The organism is Parablautia muri, assembly GCF_009917485.1.
Lineage (GTDB): Bacteria > Bacillota > Clostridia > Lachnospirales > Lachnospiraceae > Suilimivivens > Suilimivivens muri.
The window spans coordinates 22,968-34,617 of the sequence record NZ_QZDT01000038.1 but is presented as its reverse complement, the minus strand read 5'-3'; the positions used below and the strand labels follow the sequence as shown (position 1 = coordinate 34,617).

At 41.0% G+C, this 11,650-nt stretch carries 17 protein-coding genes and 1 pseudogene; all 18 read right to left on the bottom strand.

What is annotated here, in order from left to right; translation table 11 throughout:
* On the bottom strand, nucleotides 1-350 hold a 350-nt coding region (locus D5281_RS17965; RefSeq protein WP_160561469.1), incomplete at its 3' end, for a hypothetical protein.
* The gene (locus D5281_RS17960; RefSeq protein WP_160561468.1) at nucleotides 350-799 is read right to left on the bottom strand and encodes a hypothetical protein; all 450 of its coding nucleotides are present in this window, start codon (nucleotides 797-799) and stop codon (nucleotides 350-352) included. The genes D5281_RS17960 and D5281_RS17965, both read right to left, overlap by 1 nt.
* A 410-nt stretch (nucleotides 800-1,209) precedes the next feature.
* Entirely contained in the window at nucleotides 1,210-1,827 is a 618-nt protein-coding gene (locus tag D5281_RS17955; protein WP_160561467.1) for a hypothetical protein, read from the bottom strand.
* 32 nt (nucleotides 1,828-1,859) lie between these two features.
* Entirely contained in the window at nucleotides 1,860-2,057 is a 198-nt protein-coding gene (locus tag D5281_RS17950; RefSeq protein WP_160561466.1) for a hypothetical protein, read from the bottom strand.
* Entirely contained in the window at nucleotides 2,029-2,205 is a 177-nt protein-coding gene (locus D5281_RS17945; protein WP_160561465.1) for a hypothetical protein, read from the bottom strand. Before D5281_RS17945 ends, D5281_RS17950 begins: the two co-directional genes overlap by 29 nt.
* A gap of 169 nt (nucleotides 2,206-2,374) precedes the next feature.
* Entirely contained in the window at nucleotides 2,375-3,280 is a 906-nt protein-coding gene (locus D5281_RS17940; RefSeq protein ID WP_160561464.1) for a DUF5688 family protein, read from the bottom strand.
* Between the two features lie 17 nt (nucleotides 3,281-3,297).
* The gene (locus D5281_RS17935) at nucleotides 3,298-4,074 is read right to left on the bottom strand and encodes a hypothetical protein (protein ID WP_277935444.1); all 777 of its coding nucleotides are present in this window, start codon (nucleotides 4,072-4,074) and stop codon (nucleotides 3,298-3,300) included.
* Nucleotides 4,075-4,213: 139 nt separating this feature from the next.
* Nucleotides 4,214-4,417, bottom strand: coding sequence for a hypothetical protein (locus D5281_RS17930; RefSeq protein WP_160561463.1), 204 nt, complete (start codon nucleotides 4,415-4,417; stop codon nucleotides 4,214-4,216).
* 9 nt (nucleotides 4,418-4,426) lie between these two features.
* A complete protein-coding gene (locus tag D5281_RS17925) occupies nucleotides 4,427-5,452 on the bottom strand; it encodes a YqaJ viral recombinase family nuclease (protein WP_330585134.1) in 1,026 nt (341 codons plus the stop codon).
* 172 nt (nucleotides 5,453-5,624) lie between these two features.
* The gene (locus D5281_RS17920; RefSeq protein ID WP_160561462.1) at nucleotides 5,625-6,557 is read right to left on the bottom strand and encodes a DUF932 domain-containing protein; all 933 of its coding nucleotides are present in this window, start codon (nucleotides 6,555-6,557) and stop codon (nucleotides 5,625-5,627) included.
* Nucleotides 6,558-6,985: 428 nt separating this feature from the next.
* A complete protein-coding gene (locus D5281_RS17915; RefSeq protein WP_160561461.1) occupies nucleotides 6,986-7,240 on the bottom strand; it encodes a hypothetical protein in 255 nt (84 codons plus the stop codon).
* A gap of 340 nt (nucleotides 7,241-7,580) precedes the next feature.
* Complete coding sequence (locus tag D5281_RS17910; protein WP_160561460.1) at nucleotides 7,581-8,219, bottom strand: class I SAM-dependent methyltransferase; 639 nt, start codon at nucleotides 8,217-8,219, stop codon at nucleotides 7,581-7,583.
* 23 nt (nucleotides 8,220-8,242) lie between these two features.
* A complete protein-coding gene (locus D5281_RS17905; RefSeq protein WP_160276345.1) occupies nucleotides 8,243-8,572 on the bottom strand; it encodes a hypothetical protein in 330 nt (109 codons plus the stop codon).
* 356 nt (nucleotides 8,573-8,928) lie between these two features.
* Nucleotides 8,929-9,306, bottom strand: coding sequence for a hypothetical protein (locus tag D5281_RS17900; protein ID WP_160561459.1), 378 nt, complete (start codon nucleotides 9,304-9,306; stop codon nucleotides 8,929-8,931).
* Nucleotides 9,307-9,310: 4 nt separating this feature from the next.
* Complete coding sequence (locus tag D5281_RS17895) at nucleotides 9,311-10,231, bottom strand: ParM/StbA family protein (protein ID WP_160561458.1); 921 nt, start codon at nucleotides 10,229-10,231, stop codon at nucleotides 9,311-9,313.
* 15 nt (nucleotides 10,232-10,246) lie between these two features.
* A pseudogene (locus D5281_RS17890) lies at nucleotides 10,247-10,537 on the bottom strand (BRCT domain-containing protein); the annotation flags it as partial.
* Nucleotides 10,524-11,054, bottom strand: a complete 531-nt coding sequence (locus tag D5281_RS17885) for a hypothetical protein (protein ID WP_160561456.1) — start codon at nucleotides 11,052-11,054, stop codon at nucleotides 10,524-10,526. The gene D5281_RS17885 and the pseudogene D5281_RS17890, both read right to left, overlap by 14 nt.
* Nucleotides 11,051-11,548, bottom strand: a complete 498-nt coding sequence (locus D5281_RS17880; protein ID WP_160561455.1) for a hypothetical protein — start codon at nucleotides 11,546-11,548, stop codon at nucleotides 11,051-11,053. Before D5281_RS17880 ends, D5281_RS17885 begins: the two co-directional genes overlap by 4 nt.
* Nucleotides 11,549-11,650: the final 102 nt, after the last annotated feature.

Below are 11,650 nucleotides of genomic sequence, written 5' to 3'. Positions count from 1 at the left end.
TCATCCCACACATGGGGCTTATGTTTTACTGACAATCCTCCATGCGTACCTGTATTTGCGAAAGTAGCCACCTGGAATCCGGTCGCATTTACATAACTATCCATACTTTCATAATCAATATATACGCTTGCTTTTACACCGCCTTTATATGGATGTGCGTCTACCTTTACAGCTGAATGAAGAAAATCCTGTGTTCTCCGATAGCTTGAAGGTGTCCATCCGGTATAATAATCTAACAGGTAATAATTTAGCGTTTCCTCTACCCTGTCAGCCAGCTTATCTACCATTTGTAATAATATGGGCTGTATTGCTTTTGATAGTTCACTTATGTTTTTTATGTGCTTTGCCATTATCCCTCATCTCCTTTTTCAATTTCTGCATCTTCTGGTATGTATCCGCTTTTCTTTAAAATATCCATCTGCTGTTTGCTGAATGGTAATTTGTCCAATCCATAGATACCATTTTCAATATTTCTAAGCAGATTTCTGTTCATAGTCTCACTTAAAAGATTGTTTCGGGTTATCTTTAGTTTTGTATATGGTGGATTACCACCATCCTTATTGCACATGAGAAGATTAAAATTACCTATATGGACTTTTACTTCTGGTATGATTGAACCAACTTTTGATATTTCTATCCTCTCTCCTTCAGCTAATGCTTTTCGGCATTCATCCATGTACATAAGCAAAATATTTGTAATCAACTGCTTTGTAATTACTTTCTTGTCATAAACATTATCTTCCCTGTTGTATATACGTTTTGCCATCTTATAAGCTGACAGTGCTTTTACTCTTGCCATTTATTCTGTGTTTCTCCTTTCTGCCATTTCCCCAATGAAATGTGACTTTCAATTAGTGATGTAACTATTGGTGATATAATGCCTCCTGACGCTCTGTGAGGCTCATACAGACGTTTTAAGACTGCTTACATAATTTTATTAAATGAATTATTCAGGCACTAAAATAAGCCCACTATCAATCATATTTCTATAACTGATAATGGACTTATGCATGCGTCCAAATATTCATTTATGGATATTCCTATTCGTACCAAACTCTTTTTGCCGCTACACCACTACACCATTTCTACACCAATTTGCTATTAAAATACATGGAATTACATAGAGATATATGGAGTCATGCAACATCTAAACCCTTATTCCATGCGGTTTTATTGAGATATATGGAGATACATGGATTTATAAATATTCTACGCAACATACTGGTTGATAATATCTCCTTCTTTTCCGTCATATATCATCTTTACCTTTACATCAACCGCACATTCTTTTCCACCGAAAAATTCCTGTGACAGTGAGATCTCGGATGGCCTTGTTTTCCTCTCTCCTGTGAATATGACGTAGACCTCTGGGATTGGCATCTGCACTTTTTTGCTCTTGTACAGGTTCTGCTTTGTCCTCTCAAAATAATCATGCCACGTCTGTACCAGATACATCAGGGCCCTCACTATGATGTTCACCGTCCATACAGAGGACTGTGCTTCCACAAGGATCATCAGCTTATCGCCCACTGTAAACCCAAGGTCATTGTAAATGTTGTCTGTTAATACATTTTTGATTGTTATATCATTTAAATCATTCTCTGTAACATCAGTATCTTCCGGATGGAGCGCTTTATACAGTTGGAGAAGGTATTTCTTATCCTGAAATAAGTCTGTAAATACACTATCCTTGATCGTGCGCTTCATGATCCCTTCCTGATCCTTCTTTACATTGTCTACAATCTCAACATCGTTTCTTTCCAATCTCTTCACCTGCCTTGTATCAGCTTCTTTTTTTAATAGTATCATAAATCGTTGTTTTTTCATAGGTATTTCTCAAACCTCATGAATGGTTCTCTTTAGGAGCCATCCTGCTTCAACTTGCAATACCTTCCCGCATCTGCTATGCATTCCGCTTTTGTATACCCAAAAGCCACTGCAATACCCCACTTATTCCTTGCCACCCATTCTGTCACCATACCGTTGTCCTTCGCATGTTCATTGAATGGATCATAGTTTTCAATCTTTTCAATTCTCAGTTGTGATATTTTCATCATTAGCTCCTTTTTCCAACTCAGCGATTTTTCTTCCAAGCAGTTCATTGATCACCCATGTATGCGTCACATGACCGATAAAAAATCCCATTGTATGGGCGGCTTCCTCCTGCATTTCCTTTAACATATTGATTACTTCTGAATTTGTCATTTACCTTTTATCTCTCTATCTTTATGATATGACCCTTATCATCAGTTTTACAAATCCCGACACATTCACCTGTTTCCATATCTATTCCAATTGTCTCTTTCTCTCTGTATTTGCAAAAAGGAATGCGGGATTGCAGCTCCCACCTTCCCTTCCTGTATCTCCTGTGACCTCATGCGGCAATCCTCAATGCTCCTTCCTTACGCTCATACAGGTATACATGATCTGAAAGTCGTTCCACAATAGAAACCACATTCCTGTTTATATCTGTTACTATATCTGCAAGTTCCTGATAAGATATTCTCCCATCTACAGGAAGGATGATGCTCTCATGCAGAGAACTTGGAAGCACCATATAATCGCTTCCAAGTTTATCACCGATTTCCGTTAAGGTATTTCCATCCAGAAGCTCCACAGCCCCGAATACCTTTTTTGGGTTAGTCAGGACATAGGATCTGATTTTCGGCATTCCAACTGCAAGGTCAGGCATTCCATCTGGTATCATGCTCCGGATGATTTCTTCCATATCCTCAAATACCGGTTCCCCATCAAGGCGCATATTGGAAACTGCCATCTGATAAAGAGCGTTTTCATCTTTTCTCCATACTTCCATGTTCTGATCCGACACTGTAAATGCAGCGGTACCGCTTTCCGAAAGGCCATCCAGCGTCACATAGTAAATTACCGCAAGGTCGAGAAATTCCCGGTAGGGTACCTTTTTAAGGAGTTCCCTGTTCATTTCACGGTTTACCAGCTTCGCTCGGATACGACCCTTAGCCGCTTCCCAATCCCATAACACTCCCATATCCACTCCATCAAGGTCATTACAGTGTTCCATGAGTTTACCGTAAACATCCTCTGCTATCCAACCGAGTGTTATCCGCCCATCACAATAGCCCTCATAATAATTATCCAGATAGATACAGACGCCCCCTTTTCCCTCATGTTTAGACGCTGTAATCCCTGTAAGCGTGATGCCATTATTTTTCGCTCCCGGAACAATCCTCACTTCCAGACTTCCACCTGCTTTTTCTTCCACTCCCTTTAATACTTCCTCTGCAAACTCTTCCAGTCTCATAATCTTATCTTCCTCTCCTATGCTGCTTTTGTCTTTGCAAGGGCTTCCATCACCCTCTTATAGGTTTTCTCATTCATGGATTCCGGTGCTGTAATCTTATACCTCTCCTGTACTGCTTCCATTGCAACACCTGTTCTCTTAAGCTCCTCCTGCAGTAAGTCCATCTGCTCTTTGGAAATACCCTCTTTCTTAGCTTCCGATTTCTGCTGAATCCCTTCCTTCTTACCCCTTAATTGATCTTCTTGCTTCCGGCTCCCCGTATCTGCTTTCGCTTTTAACTCGTAGACTGTCTGGCCTTTATCATTGTTGATCACAAGAGCTGATATTTCACGGTCATTGTTGTATGCAATGGATATTACAGAAAAACGGTCATTACAGTAATAACGCTTCTCCTTATTTGAACCCTCTTTCATCTGGATTGAGGCTTTACCTGCTGGAATCCAGATAAAGGGAGCCGAGTACAGCTCCCTCCCAATCCCCCAGTTGAAGCACGCCCTCTTGAAGCTGTCCGATGCCTGGGATTTCTCCTTCTCCGTATACCCCATCGTACCTACATCCTGCTTGGCAATCCACTGCATGGTTTCCTTATCAAATACCTCCACGGTGCAGTAAAGATTGCCATCAATACACTGATGGCTCCTTTTCCATCCAAAAGCTCCAAAGGTTTCATCAAGGATGCGCTGGTCTACCCTTGCATCCTTATATAATAAGAGGCTTAATCCCTTTTCATTGATCACCGACACCCTGCATTCAATCTCATCTGCTTTAAGCAGCCTGATAACGTTCTTCTCCATCTTCTCTCTCCCTTCTACAGGATATATCCCCCTGCGCCATTACACCCAATTCACTCCCCACATAGGCTTTCAGTTCATCATAGGAATCATCCCTGTATCCGAGCCATTCCTCGTATAACGATTCCAGTATGCCATATTTTCAATGGAGAATCCCACGCACGGTTTCTATGTCAAGGTTCTCCACTTCCTCCATCAGTATCTCGTACACATTCACAAATACTTCTATTTTATAGGAAGCTTCGTATATTTCCTTCTTCGTTTCCTGTAGCATGGAATCCTTAAAAAGGTGCAGTTCTATATGGAGCTTTTCTAACAATAACTCTTTTAACTCCTTTTCTTCCATATATACCCTCTATGCCACTTTCACCTCAAACCTTCTGGAATGGGAAACTTTTCCATAATCGGCATAAAGCTCCGGCTTCTCTTCCTTAATCCGCTTCGCATCTAATTTGGTGGAATCAATATTCTTCCATGACACACGAAAATGCTCACTGCTGGCAAGCTCATTGTCCTGCATGAAAAGCTTCACTTCCTGTTCGATCTGCTTCTGCTCCTCCTGTAATTCTGAAATAAATCCAAGGATTTCTTCACGTCTTCGTAATTTTTCATCAAAACCAACCAGCTTAATTGCACTGGCTTTCCTTGCTGTATGGAAATACTGCTGGATCACCTCGTCACAGACTTTGCTCCCATCCGGCGGCGGGATGATTCCTTTCACCACATGGTTATTCCAGAAATTATCTTCTATTGAAATAAGACGCTCTATCAGCTCATCATCCCACTCCAATTTCCTGTAGGTAAATTCCCTCCCAAGAATCACTGCCGCAATATACCATACCTTTTTTCCTGTGACTGCCATATAATGGTAGCATTGCATCACATAATGGAGGGGAATATCACCATCCGCCCATTTGTCCGCATTGTAGGCACTGGCAGTTTTGCACTCCAATCCTGCATCTTCTCCAACTACAAGACGGTCAACATCAGCAATCATAAACGGATGTTCTGTACTGCGGTACATGAAGTTGGACTTCCTCACCTTAAGCCCCGTAGCCTCTGTAAATCTCTGCGCCACGTAATCTTCCAAATCGTGGCCTATCCTTATCGCTTCATTATCTTGTTCCTCGATCTCTTCACTGGTCTTATCCTTAAAGACCTTCATTGCATTGCTGAATGGGTTCACACCGCAGATTGCACCAGCATCCGATCCCCCGATTCCTGACTTCCTTAAACGGAGCCATCCAGTATTGTCTACTCCTGATAATGATATTTTTTCAAACATGATTTTCCTCCTTTTCCTGTACAGCACTGCATAATAACAGGGATAGCAAAGACCATGCTGATCCATGCCATCCCCATTATCTCTGTTATCCTTCACTTTTACCTCGACTACGAATATTTTTGAATATTCCCATAGATTTTCAATCTGTAGATTACTTCACCCTAGCAGTACATATATCCTCTTACTTCCATCCTGTGATATGTTCTGTTCCTTTTAAACTGCATGAGACCAAAAGGCTTATCAGAAGCTTAAGGACATACACCACAATTTAGGCAGCTTTTACAAGCTGATATGCTTTATCTATCAGCGGATTTCCATCAATGGTTCTCGCAAACACGTTCTCCTTATAATTCGCTGTCATTCGAAGTGGTCTGCTGTGTGTGGCAAAGTCTGACACTGCATTGATGAACCGATATGCATTGTTTCCCACTTTCTGCAAATCAGGAGCCTCATAATAACGCTGCTCCATATCCCTGCGGAGCTTCAGAATGTTCTTACTCTGGATGGGTGTAGGTTCTTTTTCCATGGGAAGGAGCAATTCTATGTATTCCTTCACCTGTGCGTCCGTCATTTTCTGTCTGCGTAACTGCTCAAACTCTATGCCAAGGTTATCCATATAATTCTCCGCCATAAAGAGCGTATCCTTTGCCTCCTGTATCTTGTCATGGATGTTGCCCGTGTGGATCATAGAAAAACTCCGCTTTGCCGTTTCCAATGCAAGGTTCAGAGTATTGTTGCATACCACCCTTACAGGAGTTACAGCTACCTTTACAGAACCGGAACCGTCATGGGTGTTAGAAAATACCAGATAAGAGCTGATGCGTTCCCCTGCAATGACATACTCTTTCGGCAGTCTTGCAAGGAGCCATACCTTTTTACCCTCCTGCAAAGATCCAGCAGTCTCATATTTTACTCCTTTTCCAAGCAGTTCATCAGTGAAGCTGAAAGCATCTGTATTCTGTACCACCTTATACCTGTCAGATACCACGCCCAGCACTCTCCTGTCAGAGCTTCTCACATTTGCTTTATACCCCTTCACCATTTCATTACAGCCCGTGTACACAGGCTCCTGAACCACCTCCCAGTCAAGCCCCGCTAATTTTAATGCTTCTGCTGATGCAGGTGCTTCCATAACAATTGTACCTAACCCATGCCATGGTTTCTCCCTTACAGAGAACATTGTTTCTATCATATGTGCCATTTTTAACATCTCCTTTTCTCTTTTTCCCGTGTGTTGGTAACAGGGTGCAAAAAGGAGCTTCCTCATGGAAAGCCCCTGTCCGCATCCTGTATTTCATTTTTAATCTGTTGCTGATACTCGATTTTTCACCGTTCTGCAAAGTGACGCATGATAAAACCTATGCCTTTTCTGTTTTCATACTGAACGCCATGCCGATAAATTTGACAAAGGACACAAGCGCCGCCACTAATGTTGATGCGGCTTTTAAAACGTTCTCTAAGAATTTCAGTCTGTCCATATGGTTCTCCTTTCCCTTCCTATTTTCACAATACCATCTGGTTTGATGATACGTTTCGTACTATTGAAAGAATATATCAGTGTATGCTCTGCATATACGACAGAATCATGATTCCTTTATGGCAGATACATTTCCTATATGCCCTTCCCTTTTACTTCAAAATAGACACCATATCCTTCATACCCTGCTTATAGGCAAGAAGCTCACATATACCCATGGTGGCGGATATGGCGGAATGGTATTGCTCCACTATATCCATCTGTTCCCCGGAAAAGGTTTCCCTCACACGGTTTGCAAGTTCTTTCTCCTTCTCAAAAGCCGCCCTGTAACCATCATCCCGCCAGTAAACTTCTCCCAGTCTTTCTACTATGTTGGGCTGGAATGCTTCTAAAATATTTTTCTCCATAGATTTTGTTTCCTCCTTTGGTGTTGTACGTTTCCTGTTATATCCGTATATGTGTGGTAAAAATGGAATATAAAAAGGATTGAAGGAATATATCCCCCAATCCTCTTTATTGTCAGATAGCTTTCTGATGAAAATCGGCAATTGTATTTGTAATAGTGAATAATAATACAAGGTTCAAAGTATCTCCTACGGTTTAACTACATCACCGAAAATCCTTCTGATATTATTATGGAAATGATCTATATTCCCCACAATCTTCCTTCCAAAACACATATATACAAACATACGGTAAATCCCTGCAGTTCTTCCCATGGAAATATCACGGAGCCTATCCCTCAGCCTACTGCCTTTCCCAGATTTCAACATATCTTCCACTAAGAAATGGCCCTAACCGTTTTATCCTCTTATAATTGTCCGGTAAAATTTTGCTCCAATCCAATGAGTGGGTGGCAGAGTCGAATGCTTTCTCCGGAACGGTATCCACTACAAAATGTCCGACTTCATTCTGATCTGCTGCTGTATGATAGATTTCCATCCATTCAGCTTCTGTTCCTCCATGCATAAAGTTTAATGTAATCAGGTAGTCAATTGGATTCTCTATAAGTTCTCCAAAACTTCCTACTACAAAATCAATTTCTCCACTATTAAGTTCCCGTGCCGCCTGTATTACTTCTTCCTGTAAATCCAGCCCGATTTTCTTGTCTGCTTTTATATGCTGCAATATTTCACCTAAACCACACCCAATGTCCACTACCGTTTTACAATCATGAGAATTTAGATATCGGACACATACCTGTGCATATTCTTTCCACTCATAAGGGGAAAGATGCCACGTATCAAAGTGATACTTGTTAATCATCTGCATATATCTGACTTTCTTTATACCCCCAATCAATACATTCTTTAAACCTACTTCTTTAAGTTTCCGCACAATTTTCTTCCTTGCTCCTTCTTTATCTCCTGCATATGTAACCATCATTAAACTTCTCCTGTTATCTTATGTCATTCCGTTTCATTTTCTTTGCGGCGTTTGCTCAGCAGCCCTTCAATCACTCTCGCCGAATATCCTCCTGCCCGCGCAATCTTGGCTCTCTCACGCCTGTCCGTCTCTCCCTTTGCCAGGTCTGCTATAAATTCCGGACGGTACAGCCGCATGGGACAGTCAATCTTATCCCCGTGAAAATGCGTGAATAATTTAAGCATTGCATCCCGCCCAATCAGTTCAAAAAGCTCCAGATAGCTGTCATTCAAAGCTTCTGCTTCGTTCCCTTCTACATGAAAGGCCTCATAAATAATCTTGTCGTTTATATCGTTGAAATCAATCCTGACCAACTCATCACCTCCAATCCATGCAAAGTATAGCAACAGCCACTGACATAAATCCAATTGTAAAATGAGTTTTTTAATGTTTCATAAACAGACAATGTTTCATCATACATAAAATGTGTGCAGTTTATATGGCACAATATGTATACCTAAACTGCACATCATTTTTAGAAACTATGAAATTATTGCATATCTGTTATACCAGCTTTCATATATGCGACTTTCAACCGGAAATATTTTTTTAATTTACCAATTCTACAGCACATTGCTTTCGCTTTACAACAAACGTGCAACAGGCACCCCGATTGGAGTGCCTGTACATACCCTGTAAAATATTCCTTTATAATTTTATTTTTTTAGTCTCATCCAATAAGGTCAAGTACCCCCTTAAGTTCTTCCGGAAGTCTCCCACACGCTTCTGGTAATCCCGCTTCTTCCATCACAGGCTTCTCCGGAATCTTCTGTACATTTACTGTTCCTATACCAGCAAGCAACGCTCCAACAAGTTTCATTCCCTGTAACTGCATTTCCTCACGTACCATTAAGAGCATATGCTCATGGAACTGCTGACGCTCTGACATTTCGGTTTTAACATTGAGATATTCTTCCAATGCTCTTTTGACATAAGAGGTAAGTGATGCGGAACTATCTGCTTTCTCTGATAGTTTCAGGTATAATTCCTTATCTGCCTTATCATCCATATTGAATCGAATAAATATGGATTTCTGATTTCCAGCCATTAGTTCACCTTCTCTCTAGCATCTGACCGGCAAGGAACTCATAGCCTTTCGCATTGGCACACAGATCACAGTCATAAGCTGTATGGTTCCGATACTTCCCAGCATGATCACGGGCCATCAGCGCACCACCACCTACATAGATGATGTTGATGTAATCAAGGCTGTAGCCACGTTCCGAAAGCTCTAATTCCAGAGAATGTATCTTTTCCCTCATCATCCCATGGATCAGCTCCATATAGACTGATGGCAGATTGCTCCCTTCTTTTAACATGACCTTCATGATCTCATGTTCCGGAATATCTTTTCCAGTCTGTATTTTCATATCCCGCTGTATTTCTTTAATCCATTTGACCATAGCCTTTTCAATCGTGATGGACTTGCTCTCAATCGGGAGTCCATTCCGAACATAGACAACATCGGTGGTCTTGCTCCCAATATCTACGATCAGGTAATCATCTTTCATATTTCCAAGCCTTGAAGCAATCGCTGAATAGCACTGCGGACATACAATCACTTTTACAATCGTCACTGTATAATCTTCTCCCTCATAGGAAAATTCCAAAGTATTTTGCTGATTATAGTAATCAATCAGTCTTAGCTTATCCCTCCCATAATTGGAAAACGGAAGCCCAACTGCCAGAACAACCTTCGCCTTATGTAATCCAGCGTTCCGAAGTTCCATTGCAATACCAGTCATTGTACGGAGCCTTGCCAAATCATCCGATATTTTATCCTCTGTGATTGCTGACCTTCCTTCTCCTACCTTGAAATATTCCCCATCATAGAACAGAGAATTTTCTTTTAGCGTTGGCTCTACAGCTCCAAGCCTGTGTACACCGTTATCAAATATGAAGTTTGCAGTCTTCCCAAGCTGGTAGCCATCATCAAATCCTATGACATACTGGCCATTATTTAATGAGATCATAATAACCTCCTTCCTTTATGCTGGTATCATTTTAAGAAACTCCTGTTCTGTCAGTACCGTTATTCCCAGCTCCTTTGCTTTCACTAACTTACTTCCCGGCTTAGCTCCGCAGATCAGGTAATCTGTCTTATGGGTAACAGAGTTTGACGCTGTAGCTCCAAGACTGATAATCCTGCTGTTAATATCGTCACGGGTAAAGTTTTCAAGCTTTCCTGTTGCTACGATTGTGCATCCCGTAAATGGGTTATTGTTTGTATTATTTTTATCTCCCATAATTTGATCCTCTCTTTCTTCAAACCTTAGCTTTATAAATTTTTTCTTTTCGTGTTGCATTATCTCTCACGACCACCTTCTCATGATGCTTCAACAATTCATCCTTCTTCTTTAATGCCGACTCCATAGTGGTACACGTATATCCCCAATTCATTTTTTCTCCATTCTCATTAAGAGCATGAACATCTGCACCTTCCCATGTGAAATCATCCATATTTTTATTCACGTAGGAATATTCCTCAATAATGAAATTTGCTAACAGTGATGCCATGATGTGCATGGCATTATCATCTTCATACAATGTTTTGTAAGTACCGATAGCTGCTCTGCGTTTCTCATTTCCTTCCAGATATTCAATCCAGAGAACCAGATAGATTCCTTCATTGCCCCCATAATTAAGAGAATTTCTTAGATCAAACTCATAAGTCCTTATGGGAATGGGGTTACTTGTTGCAAGGCTGTAATCAAGGATATCCGGTATCTTACTTTTCTCTATCAGGATGCTGTTTATCTTCTCGAATAATTCTTCCGTAGTCATTGGTCTTGTCATATGTTACCGCCTTTTTCAGCCGCAATCCCTCTAAGGAATCCCTGCTCAAACACAGCATACTTTGTATTCTCAATGCAGATGCAGAGCGTATCTACCGCATCCCCCAATTTTTCCTCTGGTACATACTCTTTCAGAATATCAACCACCGGATCAGTCTTATCCGTTCCTTCAACAGCCAGCATGGAATATTCCTCTTTGATACTTTCATCCAGTCTGCTCATACAAACACACGGCTTCTCATTCCTCACAAACAATTCACACGCATATCTGAATCCATAGATAAATCCCTGACGCTCACTTTCCACACCAAACTCCGCTACTACTTTTTCCAGTTCTATCCACTGTTTATGGGCTTCCTCATCATCCGCACTTAAGAGATCACTCATGGCGTATGCTTTCACCTTCTTTCTTGCTTGCTCTGTTTCCGGAAGGTCTACATAATTCTTTTCTCCTGAAAGATAATTGTAAATCTTGTCAATAGCGCCTATGTTCATTTTCTCACTTCCTTTCTTAACACGGCATACTTCAATTCATTGTTTCTGGTTTTAATCTTCATCTGTGAAACCTCCTTAAAACAAACGAATCCCCGTGCCATT